The sequence below is a fragment of the uncultured Microbacterium sp. genome (assembly GCF_900078385.1).
Classification (GTDB): Bacteria; Actinomycetota; Actinomycetes; order Actinomycetales; family Microbacteriaceae; genus Microbacterium.
The window spans coordinates 1-21,993 of sequence record NZ_FLQR01000010.1; the positions used below are offsets into that span (position 1 = coordinate 1).

16 protein-coding genes and 1 pseudogene are annotated in these 21,993 nt (G+C 71.0%); 8 read left to right on the plus strand and 9 right to left on the minus strand.

What is annotated here, in order from left to right; translation table 11 throughout:
* The 3 genes and pseudogenes from QZL85_RS12505 to QZL85_RS12515 form a co-directional block, all read right to left on the minus strand.
* Nucleotides 1-193 (minus strand): annotated as a pseudogene (locus QZL85_RS12505) (5-carboxymethyl-2-hydroxymuconate semialdehyde dehydrogenase); the annotation flags it as partial.
* 22 nt (nt 194-215) lie between these two features.
* Complete coding sequence (locus tag QZL85_RS12510) at nt 216-905, minus strand: GntR family transcriptional regulator (protein ID WP_295577202.1); 690 nt, start codon at nt 903-905, stop codon at nt 216-218.
* The gene (locus tag QZL85_RS12515; protein WP_295577203.1) at nt 902-2,398 is read right to left on the minus strand and encodes a fumarylacetoacetate hydrolase family protein; all 1,497 of its coding nucleotides are present in this window, start codon (nt 2,396-2,398) and stop codon (nt 902-904) included. The genes QZL85_RS12510 and QZL85_RS12515 overlap by 4 nt, the downstream gene beginning before the upstream one ends.
* Nucleotides 2,399-2,519: 121 nt before the next feature.
* On the opposite strand from QZL85_RS12515, the gene QZL85_RS12520 reads away from it, so the two are divergent.
* Complete coding sequence (locus QZL85_RS12520) at nt 2,520-3,914, plus strand: MFS transporter (protein ID WP_295577204.1); 1,395 nt, start codon at nt 2,520-2,522, stop codon at nt 3,912-3,914.
* A gap of 55 nt (nt 3,915-3,969) precedes the next feature.
* Here QZL85_RS12520 and QZL85_RS12525 read toward each other — a convergent pair whose 3' ends face one another.
* Complete coding sequence (locus QZL85_RS12525; RefSeq protein ID WP_295577205.1) at nt 3,970-4,689, minus strand: IclR family transcriptional regulator; 720 nt, start codon at nt 4,687-4,689, stop codon at nt 3,970-3,972.
* Nucleotides 4,690-4,838: 149 nt separating this feature from the next.
* Here QZL85_RS12525 and QZL85_RS12530 point away from each other — a divergent pair, with 149 nt between their 5' ends.
* On the plus strand, nt 4,839-6,725 hold the full coding sequence (locus QZL85_RS12530) for an FAD-binding monooxygenase (protein ID WP_295577206.1): 1,887 nt from the start codon (nt 4,839-4,841) through the stop codon (nt 6,723-6,725).
* A gap of 19 nt (nt 6,726-6,744) precedes the next feature.
* Here the strand turns inward: QZL85_RS12530 and QZL85_RS12535 are convergent, their stop codons facing one another.
* Entirely contained in the window at nt 6,745-8,397 is a 1,653-nt protein-coding gene (locus QZL85_RS12535) for a thiamine pyrophosphate-binding protein (protein WP_295577207.1), read from the minus strand.
* 298 nt (nt 8,398-8,695) lie between these two features.
* On the opposite strand from QZL85_RS12535, the gene QZL85_RS12540 reads away from it, so the two are divergent.
* Entirely contained in the window at nt 8,696-10,168 is a 1,473-nt protein-coding gene (locus tag QZL85_RS12540) for an NAD-dependent succinate-semialdehyde dehydrogenase (protein WP_295577208.1), read from the plus strand.
* 61 nt (nt 10,169-10,229) lie between these two features.
* Complete coding sequence (locus tag QZL85_RS12545) at nt 10,230-11,309, plus strand: winged helix DNA-binding domain-containing protein (RefSeq protein WP_295577209.1); 1,080 nt, start codon at nt 10,230-10,232, stop codon at nt 11,307-11,309.
* Between the two features lie 19 nt (nt 11,310-11,328).
* Here the strand turns inward: QZL85_RS12545 and QZL85_RS12550 are convergent, their stop codons facing one another.
* Complete coding sequence (locus QZL85_RS12550; protein ID WP_295577210.1) at nt 11,329-12,777, minus strand: XRE family transcriptional regulator; 1,449 nt, start codon at nt 12,775-12,777, stop codon at nt 11,329-11,331.
* A 117-nt stretch (nt 12,778-12,894) separates the two neighbouring features.
* Between QZL85_RS12550 and QZL85_RS12555 the strand changes: the two genes are divergently transcribed.
* Nucleotides 12,895-14,781 carry a phosphoenolpyruvate carboxykinase (GTP) gene (locus QZL85_RS12555; protein ID WP_295577212.1) on the plus strand — a complete coding sequence of 629 codons (1,887 nt, stop codon included), beginning with the start codon at nt 12,895-12,897 and terminating at the stop codon, nt 14,779-14,781.
* 419 nt (nt 14,782-15,200) lie between these two features.
* On the opposite strand, the gene QZL85_RS12560 is transcribed toward QZL85_RS12555, so the two are convergent.
* Nucleotides 15,201-17,105, minus strand: a complete 1,905-nt coding sequence (locus QZL85_RS12560) for an ABC transporter ATP-binding protein (protein ID WP_295577214.1) — start codon at nt 17,103-17,105, stop codon at nt 15,201-15,203.
* A gap of 83 nt (nt 17,106-17,188) precedes the next feature.
* Nucleotides 17,189-17,401, minus strand: coding sequence for an AsnC family protein (locus QZL85_RS12565; RefSeq protein WP_295577216.1), 213 nt, complete (start codon nt 17,399-17,401; stop codon nt 17,189-17,191).
* A gap of 134 nt (nt 17,402-17,535) precedes the next feature.
* Between QZL85_RS12565 and QZL85_RS12570 the strand changes: the two genes are divergently transcribed.
* Genes QZL85_RS12570 through QZL85_RS12580 form a run of 3 tightly spaced genes read left to right on the plus strand, consistent with a single transcriptional unit; the run spans nt 17,536 to nt 20,143 of the window.
* The gene (locus tag QZL85_RS12570; protein WP_295577218.1) at nt 17,536-18,477 is read left to right on the plus strand and encodes an ABC transporter ATP-binding protein; all 942 of its coding nucleotides are present in this window, start codon (nt 17,536-17,538) and stop codon (nt 18,475-18,477) included.
* Entirely contained in the window at nt 18,474-19,328 is an 855-nt protein-coding gene (locus QZL85_RS12575) for an ABC transporter permease (RefSeq protein WP_295577220.1), read from the plus strand. The genes QZL85_RS12570 and QZL85_RS12575 overlap by 4 nt, the downstream gene beginning before the upstream one ends.
* Nucleotides 19,325-20,143 (plus strand): ABC transporter permease, encoded by an 819-nt coding sequence (locus QZL85_RS12580; RefSeq protein WP_295577224.1) that lies wholly within the window; start codon nt 19,325-19,327, stop codon nt 20,141-20,143. The genes QZL85_RS12575 and QZL85_RS12580 overlap by 4 nt, the downstream gene beginning before the upstream one ends.
* 270 nt (nt 20,144-20,413) lie before the next feature.
* Here the strand turns inward: QZL85_RS12580 and QZL85_RS12585 are convergent, their stop codons facing one another.
* Nucleotides 20,414-21,871 carry an MFS transporter gene (locus QZL85_RS12585; RefSeq protein WP_295577226.1) on the minus strand — a complete coding sequence of 486 codons (1,458 nt, stop codon included), beginning with the start codon at nt 21,869-21,871 and terminating at the stop codon, nt 20,414-20,416.
* Between the last annotated feature and the right edge of the window lie 122 nt (nt 21,872-21,993).

The following is a 21,993-nucleotide window of genomic DNA, read 5'->3' on the forward strand; positions in this document are numbered from 1 at the left end:
CCGCGAGCTCGACGTCGGCCTTCTTGCCGGCGGCGGCCTGCACGTAGACCTCGTTGGAGACCGGCTCGAGCACATCGAACGTGTCGCCGTCCACCGAGTCGACGAACTGCCCGTCGATGTAGTGCTGGATGCGCGCAGGCAGGTCGGCGGGGACGTGGCGCCGGTCCAGGGCGGGGGCGGTGGTGTCGGTCATGGGGTTACCTCCAGGGACGGGATCAGAAGGCCGGGAGACCGAGGGTCTCGTCGGGGTGCTCGTGGATGAGGTAGGCGTCGAGGGTCGCCGAGCGGTGTCGGCGGGCGGCCTTCTCGATCTCGCCGAGGGGCGCGCCCGTCTCGATGAGCTGCAGGATGTTCTCGTGCTCGCGCACGGACTCCTGCGCGCGGCCGGGGACGAAGCTGAACGTCGAGTCGCGCAGATGCCCGAGTCGCGCCCACTCCGCGTCGACGAGCTCGAGCATGCGGGGGTTCGCGCACTTGGCGAACAGGATCGCGTGGAACTGCTGGTTCAGGGCCGTGAAGGCGCGCGGATCGAAGTCCTCGAGTCGCGCGATCATGCGCTCGTTGATCTGCCGCGCGCTGCGGATGTCGTCCGCCGTGAGGCGGCGCGATGCCAGGGCGGTCGCGGTGCCCTCGAGGATCGAGAGGGCCTGCATGCTGAAGCGATACTGGGAGTCGTCGACCATGGACACGTGGGCGCCGACGTTCCGCTCGAACGTCACGAGTCCCTCGGCTTCGAGCTGGCGGATCGCCTCCCGCACGGGGACGACGCTCATGTCGAGCTCGTTCGCGATGGTGCCCAGCACGAGGCGGTAGCCCGGTGTGAACTCCTGCCCCGCGATCCGGGCCCGGATCCAGTCGTAGGCGCGCTGCGACTTGCTCTGCGACGCCTGCGTCGTCTCGGTCATCGGTTCTCCTCCCGGGCCTCGAAGCGGGCGCGCCACTCGGCGTTCATCGGGAACAGGCCGTGCACGGGGTGACCCGCGGCGACCTGCTCGGCGATCCAGGCGTCCTCGTCCTCCTGGGCGAGGGCGGCGTCGGCGACCTCCTCGGCCAGCGCGGGCGGGATGACGATGACGCCGTCCGCGTCGCCGACGATGATGTCGCCGGGCTGCACCGTGGTGCCGCCGCACGCGATCGTGACGTCGAGGTCCCACGGCACGTGCTTGCGGCCGAGGACCGCCGGGTGCGCGCCGGAGGAGTAGACCGGGATGCCGACGGCGGCGACGGCGCCGGCATCCCGCACACCGCCGTCGGTGACGATGCCGGCGGCGCGCTGCGCGTGCGCACGGATGGCGAGGACATCGCCGAGGGTGCCCGAGCCGGTCTCTCCGCGGGCCTCGATGACGATGACCTCGCCCTCCTGCACCGCGTCGAACGCGCGCTTCTGCGCGTTGTAGCCGCCGCCGTGGCTGTCGAAGAGGTCTTCGCGGTTCGGGACGAAGCGCAGCGTCTTCGCGGTGCCGATGATCTTCCGGTCGGGATGGTTGCCGCGGACGCCGTCGATCGTGACGTTGTCGAGCCCGCGCTTGCGCAGCTGCTGCGACAGTCCGGCGACGGGCGTGCGCTCCAGCTTGGCGCGGAGCTCGGCCGAGAGCGCGGGCGCCGCGGCGGGCAGGCCCGCCGCCTCGCGCGATCCCCAGGCCTCTTCGCGCTGCGTGTCGTCGACGGCGGGGAGCGAGCCCAGGTCGGCGTCGAACGCGGGGCCCTCGCCCTGCGTCACCGTCGTGACGAGCCGTCCGGAGGTCGCGGCCGTCGCGGGGGAGTCGACCTCCACCTCGACGACGTCGCCGGGGACGATGACCGACGAGCCGGCCGGGGTGCCGGTGAGGATGACGTCGCCGGTCTCGAGGGTGAAGTGCTGGGAGAGGTCGGCGACGAACTGCGCGAGCGGGAAGAGGAGGCCGGCGGTGTCGTCGTCCTGGACGAGGCGGCCGTTGACCCACGTGCGCACGCGGAGGGCGGCGGGATCCACGGTGCGCGCGTCGATGAGGTCGGGGCCGAGGGGGGTGAACCCGTCGCCGCCCTTGGAGCGCACGTTCGAGCCCTTGTCGTTCGCGCGCAGGTCGTAGAGGCCGAGGTCGTTCGCGGCGGTCACCCAGCCGACGTGACTCCAGGCCTCTGCGGCGGCGACGCGCTTGGCCGGGGTCCCGATGATGAGGGCGATCTCGCCCTCGAAGGCCAGCAGCTCGGTGCCGGCGGGACGCTCGACGGTGCCGCCGGAGGCGGCGACCGAGCTGGATGACTTGAAGAAGTACGACGGTGCCGCCGGTCGCCGACCGCGCTGATCGGCGCGGGAGACGTAGCTCAGATGCACCGCGATGATCTTCCCGGGGCGAGCCGGGAGCGCGGCGTAACGCGGGTCCGCGGCATCCGGTCGGGTGTCGTTCTCGGTGGTCATGAGCTCCCTCGCTCTTGCGTCGTATTCGAAATCGTATATGATCGGCACGACCGAGGCAAGCACCGCTCGGTCGCCCACACCACAGACGACGTCGTCGACCTTGACACAGGAGTCATCCCACATGAGTGCAACCCCATCCTCCCGCCGGTCCGAGGGATTCACCCCGACCGGCACGATCGCCAGTCACGGTGACCGCCGCCGCGTCGTCTTCGCAACCGTCGTCGGCACGACCGTCGAGTGGTACGACTTCTTCCTCTACGCGTCCGCCGCCGGACTCGTCTTCGGGGCGCTGTTCTTCGAGCCGGCCGGCAAGGAGTTCGGGCAGATCCTGTCGTTCCTCACGGTCGGCATCAGCTTCCTGTTCCGCCCGCTCGGCGCGTTCCTGGCCGGTCACCTCGGCGACCGCTACGGCCGCCGCCTCGTCCTGATGCTGACCCTCATCCTCATGGGCGTCGCGACGACGCTCGTCGGCCTCCTGCCGACGTACGCCGCGATCGGCATCGCCGCCCCGATCCTCCTCGTCTTCCTCCGCATCCTGCAGGGCATCTCGGCCGGCGGAGAGTGGGGCGGCGCCGTCCTCATGGCCGTCGAGCACGCACCCAAGGCCAAGCGCAGCCTCTTCGGCGCCTCCCCGCAGCTCGGTGTGCCCCTCGGCCTCCTGCTGGCGAGCGGCATGCTGGGCCTCATGGCCCTCATCGCGCCGGGCGACGCGTTCCTCGAGTGGGGCTGGCGTGTGCCGTTCCTGCTGAGCTTCGTGCTCATCCTCATCGGCTACTACGTGCGCCGGAAGGTCGAGGAGAGCCCCGTCTTCCTCGAGCTCGCCGAGCGCAAGGAGAAGAGCCGGATGCCGATCGTGCAGCTCTTCCGCAAGCACGCGCTGCTCGTGATCATCGCTGCCTTCGTCTTCGCGGGCAACAACGCCGCCGGCTACATGACGACGGGCGGCTACATCCAGCGGTACGCCACCGACCCCGAGGGGCCCGTGGGCCTCGCCACCGCCGACATCCTCGGCGCCGTGACGATCTCCGCCCTCTCGTGGCTGGTCTTCACCTGGCTGGCCGGCTGGACCGGTGACAAGATCGGCCGGCGCAACACGTACATCATCGGCTGGGCGCTGCAGCTCGTCGGCGTCATCGCGCTGTTCCCGCTCGTCAACACCGGCGACATCGGCCTGCTGACCCTGGGGCTCGTTATCCTCACGGCCGGTCTCGGCTTCACCTACGGACCGCAGGCGGCGCTCTACGCGGAGCTCTTCCCCGCCAGCATCCGCTTCTCCGGCGTCTCGATCTCGTACGCGATCGGCGCGATCCTCGGCGGCGCGTTCGCCCCCACCATCGCGACCGCTCTCGTGCAGGCCACCGGGACGACCGCGTCGGTCACCTGGTACCTGGTCGGCATGACGCTCCTCGGGCTCATCGCGACGCTGCTGCTGCGCGACCGCAGCGGGATCCCGCTCGGCCCGGACCACGAGGAGGAGCAGGCGCAGAGCCCCATCTACGGGGTCGCGAAGGCCTGAACCGCGGACGATCCGAGGGACCGCGACGCCGCCCGCGTCGCGGTCCCTCGGCGTCTCAGCCCTCGAGGGCCTCGCGGATGGCGGTGGCCGACCGGTGCAGGCGTGCCGCGATGTCGGCCGGGGCGGGGGCGCCGCCCACGTGCACGACCGCGATCGCGGCGGGGCGCGTCCCGCCGCGCAGGCGCAGCGGCACGGAGACCGCCTGCACCGTCGGGATCACCTCGTCGTGGCTCGTGGCGTAGCCGCGGTCGGCGGCCTCGGCGATCTCGGCGCGGAGACGGTCGTCCACCTCGACGGGCCACTCGCTCGGAGGGAGGGTGGAGAGGATGGCCTTGCTGGGGGCGCCGACCGTGATGGGATGCCGCGCGCCGGGACGCTGCGCGACCGACGCGACCGCGTGCCGCGGCTCGACGCTCGCGAGCGTGATGCACTCGTCGCGGTCGAGGATCGCGAGGAAGCACGTCATCCCGAGCTCGTTGGCGACCGCGGTGAGCTCGGGGAGGGCCTCGGACTGGAGGTCGGGGGCGACCCCGGCCGCCAGCGCGGCCATCCGCGCGCCCAGCGCCAGCCGCCCGCCCGAGTCGCGGGACACCAGCGCATGGCCCTCGAGCGTCCGCACGAGGCGATAGGCGATGGAGCGGTGCACGCCGATGCGGCGGGCCACCTCGTCGATCGTGACCGGCTCCCGTGCGTCGGCGAGGATCTCCAGGATCCGGATGCCGCGGCTCAGTGTCTGGGATGCCGGCGCCTCCGCGGGTGTGCTGCGTTCGGCCATCGGCATCCTTTCGCTCGCTCAGCGCCCCTTGCGGGGGATCGAGCGGTCGTATACGATCTGTTCAATAGTAGAACGGTGCGTTCGAATATAGAACACGCCGATCGAAACCACAACCCTCGACGACGCAGCCGAGGAAAGGATCGACGACGATGCAGTTCCACCACCACGGGTACATCTCGGCAGACCCCCGTCTCCGTCCCGCCGCCGGCACCGGGATCGACCGCCCCGCCGACCTGCCCGACGAGATCGACGTGCTCGTCGTCGGCTCCGGGCCCGCCGGCATGCTCCTCGCCGCCCAGATGTCGCAGTACCCCAGCGTGACGACCCGCCTCATCGAGCGCCGCGACGGGCGCCTCGCGATCGGCCAGGCCGACGGGATCCAGGCGCGCAGCGTGGAGACCTTCCAGGCGTTCGGGTTCGCGCAGCGGATCATCGCGGAGGCCTACCGGATCACCGAGATGAACTTCTGGGCGCCCGACCCCGCGGACTCCTCGAAGATCATCCGCACGGCGCGCGCCGAGGACGACCCGCACGGCATCAGCGAGTTCCCCCATCTCATCGTGAACCAGGCGCGGGTCCTCGACTACTTCGCCGAAGTCGCCGTCGACTCTCCCGCTCGCATCACGCCCGACTACGGCATCGAGTTCGTGGGCCTCACGGTCGGCGAGGGCGAGTTCCCCGTCGAGGTCGTCGTTCGTTACGTCGCGGGCGAGCGCGCCGGCGAGGAGCGGACGGTCCGAGCCAAGTACGTCGTCGGCTGCGACGGCGCCCGGAGCCGGGTGCGGGAGGCCATCGGGCGCAAGCACATCGGCGGGCAGTCCCAGCACGCGTGGGGCGTCATGGACGTCCTCGCCGTGACCGATTTCCCCGACATCCGCACGAAGTGCGCCATCACGTCGCGGGCCGGGAGCATCCTGCACATCCCGCGCGAGGGCGGCTACCTCTTCCGCATGTACGTCGACCTCGGGGAGGTGCCCGAGGGGGACAACGGCCATGTGCGTGCGACTCCGCTGGACACGATCATCGCGAAGGCGAACGACATCCTCACGCCGTACACGCTCGACGTGAAGGACGTCGCGTGGTGGTCGGTGTACGAGGTCGGGCACCGTGTCACCGACAAGTTCGACGACGTCGAGCCCGGCGCCGATCACGCACCGCACGTCTTCATCTGCGGCGACGCCTGCCACACCCACTCGGCGAAGGCCGGGCAGGGCATGAACGTGTCGATGCAGGACGGGTTCAACCTCGGCTGGAAGCTCGGCGCCGTGCTCACCGGCCAGGCGCCGGAGAGTCTCCTGGAGACCTACTCGGCCGAACGCCAGGTCATCGCGCAGAACCTCATCGACTTCGACAAGGAGTGGTCGAGCCTCATGGCCAAGAAGCCGGAGGAGTTCTCCAGCCCCGAGGAGCTCGCGGAGTTCTACACGTCGACGGCGGAGTTCCCCGCGGGATTCATGACGCAGTACACGCCGTCGATGATCGTCGGAGAGGCCGTGGACCAGGACCTGGCGACCGGCTTCCCGATCGGCAAGCGGTTCAAGTCGCACCCCGTCGTGCGCATCGCCGACACGGTCCCCGCGCACCTCGGCCACCACGCGCGCGCGGACGGACGCTGGCGCATCTACGCTTTCGCCGACCGCGACGCCACGGCGCTGCGGTCCTGGGCGGAGTGGCTCGCGACGGCGCCGGACTCGCCGCTGCACACGTACACCCCTGCGGGGACCGACCCGGACAGCGTGTTCGACGTGAAGGCGATCTATCAGCAGGACCACGCCGAGGTCGAGGTCGGCGACATCCCGCCCGTCTTCCTGCCGCGCGTGGGACCGTTCGAGCTCATCGACTACGAGAAGATCTACGCCGCCGAACCCTCCGACGACATCTTCGAGGCCCGCGGGGTCGATCGCGGCGGCGCCGTCGTCGTCGTCCGCCCGGACCAGTACGTCGCGCACGTGCTGCCGCTGTCGGCGACCGAGGAGCTGGCGGCGTTCTTCGCGCAGAGCATGCTCCCCGCCCGCGCCTCCGCCGCAGTGGTCTGACCGGGGCGGAGGAGCTCGATCAGGAGTTCACGCGGATGATCTCCTGCTGGTACGGCGCGACCACCGACGTCGAGACGCGGCAGTCGAGCATCAGGAACGGGCGATCGGATGCCGGGAGCTCGGCCCAGCGCGCGAGTGCGTCGAGGTCGTCGAGCGTCCGCACGACGACGCCCTCCGCGCCGACGGCGCGGGCGAGTCCCGCGAAGTCGACCTCGGGGATGAGCATCGGCTCGCGGGCGAGGCCCTGGAGTCCGTACAGGTTGACCTCGGCGCCGTAGGCGGCGTCGTTCCAGACGACCGCGAGCCCCCGGCCGCCCGCGACGCGGACGGCCGACTCGAGGTCGGCGAGGGCCATGAGCCCGCCGCCGTCGCCCGTCGTGAGCACGACGGTCGATGTCGGCTTGGCGAGCGCGGCGCCCGGCACCGACGGGAACCCGAGTCCGATGGACTGGTACGCCGTGCCGACCATGATCATCCGGTCCGGTGACGCCACGGGCCAGTACATGTTCGCCCAGCCGATGAAGTGCCCGCCGTCGGAGACGACGACGCGGTCCGCGGGGAGCAGTTCGCCGATCCGCGTCGCGACCGAACGCGGGTCGAGGCGACCGTCGTCGGCGAGGTCGTCGCCGCGCTCCTGGGCGCGCAGCGGCGCGATCTCGATGCTCTCCCGCCACCCGCTGGATTGCGTGCCCCCCTCGACGAGAGCGTCGACGATCGCACGGGCGGCGACGGCGGCGTCGGCGCGGAGGAAGCGCCCGACGTGCGCGTGGGTGGCCGCCGGCGCTGTATCGATCTGCACGACGTGGGTGCCCGGCGCGAAGAGGTCGCCGAAGCGCATCGTGAACTGGTTGAGCGACGCGCCGAAGATCACCGCGACGTCGGCCTCGCGGACGAGCTCCATGGCGCCCTCGGCACCGAAGCCCCCGGTGACGCCCAGGTCGAACTCGGTGCGCGGGAAGACGCCGCGGCCGAGGGCCGTGGAGGCCGTCACGGCGCCGGTCAGGTCGGCGAGGGCCCCGAGCGCCTCGCCGGCGCCGGAGATCCACGCGCCGTGGCCGGCGAGGAGGAACGGCTTCTTCGCGCCGGCCAGTGCGCGCGCGAGGTCGGCGACGGCAGCGCGCGCGAACGGCGTCGCGGGCGCGAGCGGGGCCGGCAGCCGCGGATTGGGCGCGGCCGGGACGGGCCCGGCGTCGAGCTTCGCGACGTCGTAGGGGATCGCCAGCACGGTCGGCACCCGGTAGCTGAGCGCGTGCTCGATCGCGATGGCGGTGGTGGCCGCCGCATCCGCCCGCCCGACCGTGTAGGTGCGGGCGCCGACCGCCGACGCCAGCGCGATCTGATCGACATCCCACGGCCGCGGGCCGGAGGTCGGTTCGTCGCCGACCACGAGGATCAGGGGCACGCGTGCCTGCACCGCCTCGGCCAGCGCCGTCAGCGTGTTCGTGAAGCCGGCGCCGTACGTCGCGGTCGCCGCGGCGAGCCCGCCGCCCGCGCGGTGATAGGTGTCGGCGGCGACGACACCGCCCGCCTCGTGGCGCATCGCCGTGAACGCGACGTCGGTGGAGCGCTCGAGCGCATCGAGGAAGTACGCGTTCCCGTTGCCCATCACCCCGAAGACGTGGTCGATGTGGCGCGCGAGGGTGTGGGCGACGTGCGCGGAGACGGTGGGCACGGAAGAACCTCCGGAGACAGGACGGATGCGGGGAGCCGTATGTGTCTCGCGCGTCCGGTCCCGTGCGGATGCGACGTCGCATCACGCGAGCCGGGACGGCTGCGTGCCCATTTTTCGAGCACCGGCGGGCCTCAGGCCGTGCCGGACGGTCCGAGTATACGGGCGGGCCGCGCGGGTGCACGCGCCGCGTCATCGGGGCGCGCGTGAGGCGACGCTCGACGGACGCCACCCGGGCGACGTAGGATCGTATACGATCTACCTGGATGCGGAACGGCATCCCATCGACGAGGGAGTCACCGTGAGCGAGAACCGCGAGACCGAACTGCTGGCGAGCGTGCCGGACGGACTGTTCATCGGGGGCGCATGGCGCCCCGCCGAGGGCGGCGCGACGCTGACCGTGTCCGATCCCGCGACCGGCGCCGTGGTCAAGGAGATCGCCAGCGCATCGGTCGCCGACGGGAAGGCGGCGCTCGACGCCGCCGTCGCCGCGCAGGATGCGTGGGCCGCGACGCCCGCACGCCGGCGCGGCGAACTGCTGCGCCGGGCGTTCGACCTGCTGCAGGAGCGCAAGGAGGACTTCGCGCTCCTCATGACGATCGAGATGGGCAAGCCGCTCGCCGAAGCTCGCGGCGAGGTCGCCTACGGCGGCGAGTTCCTCCGCTGGTTCAGCGAGGAGGCGCCGCGCATCCAGGGGCGCTACGGCGCGAACCCCGAGGGCACCGGCCGCATGATCGTCACGCAGCACCCGGTCGGCCCGTGCTTCCTCATCACGCCGTGGAACTTCCCGCTCGCGATGGCCACCCGCAAGATCGCGCCCGCGCTCGCCGCCGGCTGCACCGTCGTGATCAAGCCGGCCGCGCTGACGCCGCTCACGACCCTCGCCTTCGTCAAGCTCCTCGAGGACGCGGGCCTTCCCGCCGGCGTCGTCAACGTCGTCACGACCGCATCCTCCGGCCCCATGTCCGAGGCGATCATCCGCGACCCCCGCCTGCGCAAGCTGTCCTTCACCGGCTCGACCCCCGTCGGCGTGAAGCTCCTCGAGCAGGCCGCGCACGGGGTGCTCCGCACGTCGATGGAGCTCGGCGGCAACGCGCCCTTCGTCGTCTTCGACGACGCCGACCTCGACAAGGCCGTCGACGGCGCCATCGCGGCGAAGTTCCGCAACATCGGCCAGGCCTGCACCGCCGCGAACCGCTTCATCGTGCACCGCTCCGTCGCCGACGAGTTCGCCCGCCGGGTCACCGAGCGGGTGCAGGGCTTCCGCTCGGGCCGCGGCACGGAGGACGGCGTCGTGATCGGCCCGCTCATCGACGACAAGGCGGTCGCGAAGGCGGACCAGCTCGTCCAGGACGCCGTGCAGCGCGGCGCCACGCTGCGCACCGGCGGTGCGGAGATCCCCGGAGACGGCTCGTTCTACGAGGCGACGGTGCTCTCGGACGTGCAGCCGGGCAGCGACATCCTGCGCGAGGAGATCTTCGGACCCGTTCTCGCGATCGTCCCCTTCGACGACGAGGACGAGGGCGTCCGCATCGCCAACGACACCGAGTACGGCCTGGTGTCGTACGTCTACACCGAGAGCCTCACGCGCGGCCAGCGGATGATCGAGCGCCTCGCGACCGGGATGATGGGCCTCAACATCGGCGTCGTCTCCAACGCCGCGGCACCCTTCGGCGGCTGGAAGCTCTCCGGCCTCGGCCGCGAAGGCGGCGCCGAGGGCATCCACGAGTACCTCCAGACGAAGTACACGCTGACCCCCGACCCGTTCGCCTGAGCGGCGCGGAGGACCGCGACGGGGGATGCCGGATGTCGCCGCCGCGCGGCAGGATGGCGGCATGGACGTCGTCCGCATCCGGTCCGAGCGGCTGCGCTCGCACCGCCTGAGCGCTCCCGCGCCCTCCGTCGCCGAGGCGGCGGCGCACATGCTCGCGACGCAGGCGCAGGAGTTCTGGGGCGGTCGCTGGGCGCTCGCCGCCCGCACGCGCGGGCAGCCGCGCCTGTCCGACGTGGATGCGGCCTTCGACCGGGGGGAGATCGTCCGCTCCTGGACGATGCGCGGCACCATCCACGCGATCCCGGGCCGCGACCTCGGCTGGGTCCTGTCGATCACCGCCGAGCGTCAGCGTCGTCAGGCGGCGGCCGTGCACCGTCGTGAGGGGATCGACCTCGATGAGCGGCGACGGGCCGAGGTCGCCGCGCGCGCGGCGCTCCGCGGCGGCGACCGCCTGACCCGCAAAGAGCTGTTCGAGGTCTGGGAGGCGGCGGGCGTGTCCACGGGCGGCCAGCGCGGCTATCACCTGCTCGTCGCCCTATCGCTGAGCGGCATCCTGTGTCAGGGGCCGGTCGTGCCGCGCACCGGCGGTCCCACGCGGGAGCAGTACTTCGTCCTGGTCGAGGACTGGGTGCAGGATGCCGCGACGCCCGCCGATCCGCTCGCCGAGTACTTCGCGCGGTTCATCGCCTCGCACGGCCCGGCCGGCGCGCGCGACTTCGCGTGGTGGTCGGGGCTGCCGCTCGGTGAGGCGCGCCGCGCCGCCGAGGCCGCGGGTGACCGGCTGCGCGTCGTGAGCGATGACCGGGAGCCGCAGTACGTCGTCGCCGGCCCCGCGCCGCGGCGCGCCGCCGGCCTTCCGGAGGTCGTCGCCCTCCCGCCGTTCGAGGAGTACTACCTCTCCTACGCCGACCGCACGGTGCCGTGCGCACCGGAGTTCCTCGCCGCGATCGGGCCGAGCATGAACGGCATCGTCCGCCCGATCCTGGTCGCCGACGGCGAGGTGGTGGGGGTGTGGACCCATTCGGTGGCCGTCGGCCGGCACGCCGATGACCCGGTGCCGGAGCTGTTCGCCCGGGGAGCGGCGAGCGACGCAGCGGTCGCGGCGGCGCTGGATCGTTACCGCCGGTTCATCACCGGGTGAGCCGGTTCTCGCGGGCGGATCAGCCCTCCGCGTGGCGGTCGAGGAAGGCGTAGACCTCGCCGTCATCCACGCCGGGGAAGGCCCCGCGTGGCAGCGGGGAGAACATCTGCATGTGCACGCGGGCACTCGGCCACGCCTTGTCCTCCCAGCGCGCCGTCAGATCGGCCGGGGGACGCCGGCAGCACGCCTCGTCCGGGCAGGTCGAGGTCGCCCGCTTCGCGGTCTCGCGTCCGCGGAACCATCGGGCGTCGTCGAACGGCACGCCCACCGTGATCGAGTACTCGCCCTCCGTCGTCGACCCGGTCTGGCTCGAGCACCAGAAGGTTCCGGCGGGGGTGTCGGTGTACTGGTAGTGCTCGGTCGTCCGGTTCTGCTCGCCGAAGGCCGACCGGGCCGCGAACTTGCGGCACACCATCTGGCCCTCGACGGCGCCCGTGACGTCCATGGGCAGCGGGAGCTCGTCGTTCTCGTACACGCGGTTGATGGCGCCGGCGCCGTCGACGCGGAGGAAGTGCAGCTTGATGTCGAAGTGCTCGGTCAGCAGGTTCGTCATCCGCATGCCCGCGGCCTCATGGGTGACGCCGAATGCGTCGCGGAAATCCTCGACGGCCAGGTTGCGGTCCTTCTTGGCCTGGCTGAGGAATGCGACCGACGCCGTCTCGGGCATGAGGCAGCAGGCCGCGTAGTAGTTGATCTCGAGGCGCTGCTGCAGGAAGTCGGCGTAGTCGGTCGGGGGTGTGTGACCCAGCAGCCGGTGCGCCATCGCCTGCAGCGCCATCGAACGGAGGCCGTGCCCGCCCGGGATCGACGCGGGGGGCAGGTAGATGCGACCGTTCTGCAGGTCCGTGACCGACCGGGCGGAGTGCGGCAGGTCGCCGGCGTAGATGAGCTCGAAGCCGAGCTGCTCCGCCATGATGCTCACGCTGCGGTGGGTGAGGGCGCCGGACACGTGTCCCGCCGCGCGCAGCTGCTTCTCCGCGAGCTTTTCGATGTCGACGAGGTAGTTGTTCTTCTCGCGCATGAGCAGGCGCAGCTCGGTGTTGGCGCGACGCGCCTCCTCGGGGGTCGCGATCGCCTCGCGCTCGCGCCGCTGCAGCTCGCGATGCAGGCCCAGGATCGTCTCGATCGTCTCGTCCGACATCGTCTTCGTCACGCGCACCGGCGGGATGCCGAGCCGGCGGAAGACGGGGCTGGACTGCGCGCGGTCGAGCTCCAGTTCGAGAGCCGCGCGCCGGTTCGGCGGCTCGGTGGAGAGCAGGTCGGAGACCTCTGTCCCCGTCGCTCGGGCGATCGCCTGCAGCAGCGACAGCTTGGGCTCGCGCTTCCCGTTCTCGATGAGGCTGAGCTGACTGCCGGCCACACCGACGATCGCGCCGAGCTCGTCCAGCGTGTAGCCGTGGGAGACCCGGTGATGGCGGATGCGGTGGCCCAGGGTCGACAGCTCGAAGGATGCGGAGGAGGGCGCCATTCCTTGAATATATCGAAAGAATCCAGATTCTTGCGCCACTCGGGGTCGGTAAGACCTCCGCGGGGCGAGGCACAGTGGAGGAACGACGACCTTGTCCCTCGACTCGAAGGAATCGCCATGGCCCTCGCCGACATCTTCACCACCCGCCCCGTCCCGATCCAGCGACCGGCGGCGCTCACCGGCGTTTTCGGCGAGCGCCCGCAGCTGGCCGGCGAGGGGATGGCGAAGCTGTACGGCTGGGTCGAGGAGATCGCCGCGCTGACCGAGCCGGCCCGCATCCACTGGGTGGATGGCTCCCGCGGCGAGAGCGAGGCGCTCCTGCGCGAGATGGTCGACGAGGGCAAGCTCATCAAACTCAACCCCGAGTGGCGGCCGGGCTCCTACCTGGCCCGCTCGCACCCGAGCGACGTCGCTCGCACGGAGGGTCGCACCTTCATCGCCTCCGAGCGCGAAGAGGACGCCGGCCCCACGAACAACTGGGTCGCCCCGGACGAGATCCGTGCGACGATCACCCCGCTCTTCGCCGGCTCGATGCGCGGTCGCACGATGTACGTCGTGCCGTTCTCGATGGGCGCCGTCGGCGGGCCCCTGTCGCACATCGGCGTGCAGGTGACCGACAGTGCGTACGCCGTCGCGTCGATCGGGATCATGACCCGCGTCGGGTCGAGTGTGATCGAGCAGATCGCGGACGGCAAGCCGTGGGTCAAGACCGTGCACTCCGTCGGCGCGCCCCTCGCCCCGGGTCAGCAGGACGATGCCTGGCCCTGCAACGACGAGAAGTACATCGTCCACTTCCCTGACACGCTCGAGGTCTGGTCGTTCGGCTCCGGCTACGGCGGGAACGCCATCCTCGCGAAGAAGTGCTTCGCGCTGCGCATCGCCTCCGTCATCGGGCGGGACGAGGGGTGGCTCGCCGAGCACATGCTGCTGATCCGCGTCATCGACCCGCAGGGCAAGGCCTACCACGTGGCCGCCGCCTTCCCGTCGGCGTGCGGCAAGACGAACCTCGCGATGCTCCGCCCCACGATCCCGGGCTGGCGCGTCGAGACCCTCGGCGACGACATCGCCTGGATCCGCCCCGGCGAAGATGGCCGCCTCTGGGCCATCAATCCCGAAGCAGGCTTCTTCGGCGTCGCGCCGGGCACCGGCGAGTCCACGAACGTCACGGCCGTCGAGACCCTCTGGGGCAACACGATCTTCACGAACGTGGCGCTCCGCCCCGACGGCGACGTCTGGTGGGAGGGCCTCACGGATGAGGCGCCCGCCGAGCTGACCGACTGGGAGGGCAAGCCCTGGACGCCCGCATCCGGCACGCCCGCAGCGCACCCCAACTCGCGCTTCACCGTGAGCGCGGGGCAGTGCCCGCAGATCGCTCAGGACTGGGACGCCCCCGAGGGCGTGCCCCTGGATGCCATCCTGTTCGGCGGCCGCCGCGCGACGAACGTGCCGCTCGTCGTCGAGGCCACCGACTGGACGCACGGCGTCTTCCTGGGGTCCAACATCTCGTCCGAGCGCACCGCCGCCGCCGAGGGCACGGTCGGCGAACTGCGCCGCGACCCCTTCGCGATGCTGCCGTTCTGCGGGTACAACATGGCCGACTACTTCGGCCACTGGCTCAAGGTGGGCCAGTCCCTCCGCTTCGATCGCGCTCCGCGGATCTTCCAGGTCAACTGGTTCCGCAAGGGCTCGGACGGGCGGTTCCTGTGGCCCGGCTTCGGCGACAACTCGCGCGTGATCGACTGGATCATCCGTCGCATCGACGGCACCGTCGGCGCTGTGGACAGCCCGATCGGCCGCCTCCCGCTGACCGAGGACCTGAACCTCGACGGCATCCACGTGCCGCAGGAGGACCTCGACGAGCTGTTCGCCGTCGACCCCGAGCTGTGGCTGCACGAGGCCGACCTCACCGAGGAGTTCTACCGCACGTTCGACGGCAAGGTGCCCGCGCCGCTGTATGCCGAGCTCGCGGCACTCCGGTACCGCCTGAAGCGCACGCAGCTCTGACCTTCGCGGTGTTGCTGCGGGCCGGGACCCGCCGTTCGGCGCGGATGAACGGGCGACCCCCGGTTGATCCGCGGCAAAGTGTGGGTCGCGCGGCCCTGCACCGGCCATTCGGCGCGGGTGAACGGGCGACCCCCGGTTGATACGCGACGAAGTGCGGGTCGTGCGGCGCTTCACCCACCATTCGGCGCGGGTGAACCCGCGCGCCATTCGGCGCGGGCGAACCCATCCGCCATTCGGCGCGGGTGAACGGGCGACCCCCGGTTGATCCGCGGCAAAGTGTGGGTCGCGCGGCGCTGCACCCACCATTCGGCGCGGGCGAACCCTCGCCGGGCTTCCCCTGGCGCACACCCTCGCCTGGCCTGCCCGCCCGCGCGACACCCCGCCTGGCCTGCCCGCCCGCGCTACCCGCCGCGCCGAGGTCAGGCGAGCAGCTGGCGCTGCGCGAGCTCGCGGTACAGGGGCACCGTCGCGACGAGCTCGTCGTGCGTGCCCTGGCCGACGACGCGTCCACGGTCGAGGACGACGATGAGGTCGCTGTCGATCACGGTCGACAGGCGGTGCGCGATCACGACGAGCGTGCGGCCGGTGGCGACCGCGTCGATGGCGTCGCGCATCCGCTGTTCGTTGAGGCCGTCGAGCGACGAGGTCGACTCGTCCAGCAGCAGGATCGGGGGAGCGGCCAGCAGCGCCCGGGCGATCGCGAGGCGTTGGCGCTCGCCGCCGGAGAGCATCACGCCCGCCTCGCCGACGGGCGCCGCGAGCCCCAGCGGGCTGCGCTCCAGCACGTCGCCGAGGTTGACGGCGCGGAGAACGCGCTCGCAGTCGGCATCCGACGCGTCCGGCGACGCGAGGCGCAGGTTGTCGCCGATCGTCCCGGCGAGGGTCGGGGCGTCCTGCTCGACGTAACCGAGCTGCGCGCGCAGCGCGAGACGGTCGAGCGTCCGGACGTCCGCGCCGCCGAGCAGCACCGCGCCGGACGTCGGGTCGTAGAACCGCTCGATGAGGGCCAGGGTCGTCGACTTCCCGGCCCCGGACGGCCCGACGAGCGCGACGCGCGTCCCCCGCGGCACACGGAACGACACGCCGCGAAGCACATCCCCCTCCGGCGCGTCGAGCGTGAGGCCGGCGCGGTCGGCGCGCACCTCGGTCAGGGTCTTCAGCGCCTCCGACTCCGCCGACCGGCGCGCCGAGACGACGGCATCCGGGTAGGAGAAGTGCACATCGCGGAACTCGATCGCCGCCACGCCGTCGGCGACATCCGCGGCACCGGCGCCGACCTCTTTCACCCCCGCCGCCACCGCGACATCGTCGGCGGTCTCGGTGGGGAGGTCGAGCACCTCCTGGATGCGGCCGAGCGCGCCGAGCGCCTGGTTCACCGACGTGATCGCCCCGAAGAAGGACCCCAGCGGCGCGATGAGGAAGAAGAGGAACATGACGAAGGTCACGAGGGACGCGATCGAGATCGCGCCGGATGCCACGCGCAGGCCGCCCACGCCGAGCACCACCAGCAGCGACAGCTGCAGCGCGACACCGGCGATCGGGACGACGAGCGCCGACGCCTTCGCGACGCTCACACCCGCGTCGTACGCGTCGGCGGCGGTCGCCGAGATCGCGGCCTGCTCACGGTCGGCGGCGCCTGCCGCGCGGATCGTCCGGATCGAGCCGATGGCGCGCTCCACCCCGGACGCGAGTTCGCCCACCTTCTCCTGCTGCACCTGCGTCGAGCGGCGGATGCGGCCGCTGAGGACGCCCACGACTCCGACCGAGACGCCGACGACGACGAGGATCAGGAGCAGAAGGACGGGGTCGATCACGAGCATCGCGATGATCGCGCCCAGGAAGATCAGGGCGTTGCCGACGGAATCGGCGAGACCCTGCGTCAACACCGCGTAGAGGAGCGTCGTGTCGGTGCCGACGCGCGAGACGAGGTCGCCGGTGCGGCGCGCATCGTACTCCTGGACGGGCAGGTGCAGGAGCCGCGCGATGAGGCGTCGGCGACTGGACAGCACGACGGCCGTGCCGGTGCGCTGCAGCAGATAGTGCTGGAACCCGCTGATCAGCGAGGAGACGATGACGAGTGCGACGAGCGCCCAGACGAGGATGCCGAGCGCGGCGCCGGACTGCACCCGCTCGATCAGCTGGCCGACGACGAGGGGCTGCCCGAGCGTCGTGACGGCGGCGAGGATGCTGAGCACCGTCACGAGCACGATGACGCCCTTGTGCTCGAACAGGAACGGGAGCAGCTGGCGCAGGCTCGCGCGCGGGCCGTCGTCCTTCGCGGGGCGGCGCAGTCCGCGGGAGCGGCGGGCGGTGTCGGCAGACATGACGGGTTGTCCTCGGTTCTGGAGGGAGAGGAGGGGGCGGATGCCGGTTCGCGGCGCGGGACGTGCGAGAGGCGCGGGTGCTTCTATCTTCGCCCGTACTTCTTGTGCACGGCCTGGCGGGTGACGCCCAGGGCGTCCGCGATCGCGACCCAGGAGTAGCCCTTCCCGCGCGCGCGACGGACCTGCTCGGCCTCGGCGCGCGCGAGCTCGGCGTACAGCGCGTGCAGACGCCGGAGCTCGGGGAGCGGATCGCCGCCTTCGGCGGCGCCGATCGCGGTGCGCAGCTGGTCGCTCACGTGCCCTCCCGGAGTGTCGGTCGCAGGCCGCGGGTGCGGCATCCGTCGTCAACCATAGTTGACAAACGAGCGCGCTGTCAACCGTGGTTGACGCCCCCGGTCGGAGTGTCCCCGGCCTTCGCTAGGGTTGTCCGGTGCCTCAACCCGTCATCGCCGCCCAGAACCTCGTGAAGGCCTACAAGGTCAAGGGCAAGCCCGACTTCCTCGCCGTCGACGGGCTGTCCTTCGAGGTCGCGCCGGGGGAGTCGTTCGGTCTTCTCGGCCCCAACGGCGCGGGCAAGTCGACGACCATGAAGATGATCGGCGCGGTCTCGACGCGCACGAGCGGCGACCTCACGATCCTCGGCCTCGACCCGGATCAGTACGGGCCGGAGATCCGTTCGCGCCTGGGGGTCGTGCCGCAGCAGGACAACCTCGACGGCGAACTGAACGCCCGCGAGAACCTCTACATCTACGGACGCTACTTCGGCCTGCCGGGCAAGGTCTGCCACGAGAAGGCCGATGAGCTGCTCGCCTTCGCGCAGCTTGAGGACAAGGCCAAGAGCAAGGTCGACCAGCTCTCCGGCGGCATGAAGCGGCGCCTCACGATCGCGCGCGGCCTCATCAACGATCCGCGCATCCTGCTGCTCGACGAGCCGACCACGGGCCTCGACCCGCAGGCGCGGCACGTCCTGTGGGATCGCCTGTTCCGCCTCAAGGAGCGCGGCACGACGCTCGTGCTCACGACCCACTACATGGACGAGGCCGAGCAGCTCTGCGACCGGCTCATCGTCGTGGACAAGGGCCGCATCATGGCGGAGGGCACCCCGTCCTCGCTCATCCGCGCGCACTCCAGCCGCGAAGTGCTCGAGGTGCGCTTCGGCTCCGACCGCAACGCGCAGGTCGCCGGCCAGCTGGAGGCGGTCGGCGATCGGGTCGAGGTGCTCCCGGACCGCATCCTCATCTACACCGAGAACGGGGAGGCCGCGCTCGAGCGCGTAACGGCTGCCGGCCTCGACCCCATCACGAGCCTCGTGCGCCGATCGAGCCTCGAGGACGTGTTCCTGCGCCTCACCGGAAGATCGCTGATCGAATGAGCGCCACCTCGACGAACCCGACCCTCGACGAGCTGCGCGCCGAGGCCATGGAATGGGGCCGCAAGCCGCGCCGGCTCGGCAGCTGGTACGTGACCGAGCACATGGTGCGGGCCATGCGCGCCTACGGCTGGACGATCATCGTCGGCGCGCTCGGGCAGCCGATCATGTACCTCCTCGGACTCGCGGTCGGCCTCGCCGCCCTCATCCAGGCGCCGATCGTGGATCACGGGCAGGAGGTCAGCTACCTCGTCTTCGTCGCGCCCGCGCTGCTGGTGACGGCCGCGATCGCGGTGGCATCCGAGGAGATGACCTACCCCGTCATGGCGGGCTTCAAGTGGCGGCGGTACTTCTACGGCTTCAACGCATCGCCGCTCGGCAGCGCGCAGATCGCGAACGGCGTGATCGCAGGAGCGGCCGCGCGGATGTTCGTCGCCGTCGCGGCGTATTACCTGTTCATCTGGATCTTCGGCGCCGTGCCGAGTCCCGCGACGGGCTGGATCGCGATCCTCGCGGGCGTCGGGGCCGGTCTCGCCTTCGGCATTCCGTTGATGGCATACGCCGGGTCGATCGAGGACGACAAGGGGCAGTTCGCCCTCGTGCAGCGGTTCCTGTTCATGCCGATGTTCCTCTTCTCCGGCACCTTCTACCCGCTGGAGACACTGCCGGGCTGGCTCCAGTGGATCGGCTGGATCTCACCGCTGTGGCACGGCGCGCAGATCGGCCGGGTCGCGACCTACGGCGCCGACGTGGATGCCGGACTGCTCGCGGTGCACGTCGCCTACCTGCTCGTGCTCTGCGTCGTCGGCTACCTGTGGGGCCGCCGCGTCTTCATAGAGAGGCTCGCGAAGTGACCGCCGTCGTCGATGCCGCCACCCGTCGCGGGGGAGTCCGCGCCCTGTGGGCCGGGAACCCCGGCGCCGTCGTGCAACGGGGCCTCCTGGCCGCGCGATCGTCGAGCTGGATCGTCGTGCTGTCGGGCTTCTTCGAGCCGGTGTTCTATCTGGCATCCATGGGGATCGGCCTCGGCTCGCTCGTCGGCGACCTGCAGACCTCGCAGGGCGTCGAGGTGAGTTACGCCGCGTTCATCGCGCCGGCGCTGCTGGCCGTTTCGGCGATGAACGGCGCGATCTACGACTCGACGTGGAACGTCTTCTTCAAGCTCAACTACGGCAAGCTCTACGAGGGGATGCTGTCCACCTCGCTGGGCCCGCTCGACGTCGCGTTCGGCGAGATCCTGTACGCGCTGCTGCGCGGCCTGCTGTACGCGTCGGGATTCATGATCATCATGCAGATCCTCGGGCTGAACCTCTCCCCGACGGCGATCCTCGCGATCCCCGCCGTCCTGCTGATCGCGTTCGGCTTCGCGAGCCTCGGCATGGCCGTGACGAGCTACATGAAGACGTTCCAGCAGATGGACTGGATCAACTTCGTGCTGCTGCCGATGTTCCTCTTCTCGGCGACCTTCTACCCCATCACCGTGTACCCGGAGATCGTGCAGGGGATCGTCATGGCCTTCCCGCTCTGGCATGGCGTGGAGCTCGTCCGCGGGCTGACGACCGGCGTCCTGTCCGGCGACATGCTGTGGCACATCCTCTACTACGTGGTCATGATCGCGGTGGGACTCGTCTTCACGACCAAGCGCCTCCGCGTCCTGTTCCTCGACTGACTCCGCCGCACGAGGCTTCATCCGCGGCATCGTGCGGATGCGGGCCGGCGGCACCCGCATTTCGGCGCCGATGAAGCGCGCCCTGCCGTCTCATCCGCGGAGAAGTGCGGGTGCTCGGCCCACGGACCCGCCATTCGGCGCGGGTGAAGGCGGGGGCCCGGTCCCCACGCCGCGCTGCGCGAAGTCCGCCGCCGGGCCGCGCGTGGACCCGCAGAGACGACGGATGCCGCGAGGCCGAGGCCCCGCGGCATCCGCGTTTCGAGGTGAACGTCAGAGCGAGGCGGTCTCGCCGAGCCCGATGTTGGTGTCGTATTCGACGTCCTTGGTCTCCTTCGAGAGGATCAGCGCGATGAACGTCAGGACGCTCGCGCCGGTCAGGTACACCCCGACGAGCCACGGCTGGCCGTCGGCCGTCGCCCACAGGGCCACCGCGACGATCGGCGCGAGGGCGGCGCCGAGGATCGACGAGACGTTGTAGGAGATCGCCGAGCCGGTGTACCGCACGTTCGTCGGGAAGAGCTCGGGGAGGACCGCGCCCATCGGGCCGAACGTCGCGCCCATGAGCATGAAGCCGATGATGAGGAACGCCTGCACGAGCGCGCCGGTGAACTTGGGGTCCAGCTGCGGCATCAGGAAGACGTTGAAGAGCAGGCCGAACACGCCGATCGCACCGGTGATCCAGAGCAGAAGCTTGCGCCGGCCGATCGAGTCGGCGATGGGGCCGGAGAGCAGCGTGAAGATGCCGAAGAACACGACGCCGATGATCTGCATGATGACGAAGTCGGTGTAGCCGAAGCCGAGCCCGGGCACATAGGTGGCGGGGTCGAACGCCGTACCGGCGGTCTCTGCCGCCTGCTGCGCCGCCTCCAGGCCCGCCTTCGTGCCGTAGGAGAGCGTGAAGCTCGTCATGAGGTAGAAGAGCACGTAGGTCGCCAGCATGATGAACGTGCCGAGGATCAGCTGCCGCCAGTGCCGGCGGACGACCTCGCCCAGCGGGAACTTGCGGATCGCGCCGGTCCTCTCCGCCTTCGCGAACGTCTCCGACTCGACGAGCTTGAGACGCACCCACAGGCCGATGATGACCATGACGGCGGAGAACAGGAACGGCACGCGCCAGCCCCACGCGAGGAAGGCCTCGGAACGCTGCGCGGGGCCGTCGGGGTGCGGCAGCGCGAAGTTGATGAGCAGGAAGACCGTGTTCGCGATGATGAAGCCGATCGGCGCACCCAGCTGCGGGAACGTGCCGTACCAGGCGCGCTTGCCGGCCGGAGCGTTCTCGGTCGCGACCAGCGCCGCACCGGACCACTCACCGCCCAGCGCGAACCCCTGGAAGAGCCGCAGGACGAGGAGCAGGAGCGCCGCCCACCAGCCGATCTCGTTGTAGGTGGGGAGCAGGCCGATGAGGAAGGTCGCGACGCCCATCGTGAGGAGGGATGCCACGAGGGTGGCCTTGCGGCCGAACTTGTCGCCGAAGTGGCCGAAGATGACCGCGCCGATGGGGCGGGCCACCATGGCGGCGCCGAAGACGGCGAACGAGGACAGCAGCGCCGTCGTGTCGTCGCCGGTGGGGAAGAAGAGGATGGGGAAGACGAGGACGGCGGCGGTCGCGTAGACGTAGAAGTCGTAGAACTCGATCGTTGTGCCGACCAGGCTCGCCGTGATGACGCGGGAGCGGGGGTTGGCGGGAGTGGTGGGGGCCGCGGAGGCGGTCGTCGAAGCTGCAGACATGCGGGGAGGAGGACCTGTCAGTGGAAGGGAAGTCCTCGTGGGACGCACCGGTGGCGGGCATCCGTGGCAGGGGTGGCGCGGCGGACGCGGCGACGTGGGGCACCGGGGCGCCGGCGATGTCG

Bases quoted from the DNA above. Each gene is read 5' to 3' on its own strand.
- QZL85_RS12510 (WP_295577202.1), bottom strand. From the start codon at position 905: ATGACCGAGACGACGCAGGCGTCGCAGAGCAAGTCGCAGCGCGCCTAC.
- QZL85_RS12515 (WP_295577203.1), bottom strand. From the start codon at position 2,398: ATGACCACCGAGAACGACACCCGACCGGATGCCGCGGACCCGCGTTAC.
- QZL85_RS12520 (WP_295577204.1), top strand. From the start codon at position 2,520: ATGAGTGCAACCCCATCCTCCCGCCGGTCCGAGGGATTCACCCCGACC.
- QZL85_RS12525 (WP_295577205.1), bottom strand. From the start codon at position 4,689: ATGGCCGAACGCAGCACACCCGCGGAGGCGCCGGCATCCCAGACACTG.
- QZL85_RS12530 (WP_295577206.1), top strand. From the start codon at position 4,839: ATGCAGTTCCACCACCACGGGTACATCTCGGCAGACCCCCGTCTCCGT.
- QZL85_RS12545 (WP_295577209.1), top strand. From the start codon at position 10,230: ATGGACGTCGTCCGCATCCGGTCCGAGCGGCTGCGCTCGCACCGCCTG.
- QZL85_RS12550 (WP_295577210.1), bottom strand. From the start codon at position 12,777: ATGGCGCCCTCCTCCGCATCCTTCGAGCTGTCGACCCTGGGCCACCGC.
- QZL85_RS12555 (WP_295577212.1), top strand. From the start codon at position 12,895: ATGGCCCTCGCCGACATCTTCACCACCCGCCCCGTCCCGATCCAGCGA.
- QZL85_RS12560 (WP_295577214.1), bottom strand. From the start codon at position 17,105: ATGTCTGCCGACACCGCCCGCCGCTCCCGCGGACTGCGCCGCCCCGCG.
- QZL85_RS12575 (WP_295577220.1), top strand. From the start codon at position 18,474: ATGAGCGCCACCTCGACGAACCCGACCCTCGACGAGCTGCGCGCCGAG.
- QZL85_RS12585 (WP_295577226.1), bottom strand. From the start codon at position 21,871: ATGTCTGCAGCTTCGACGACCGCCTCCGCGGCCCCCACCACTCCCGCC.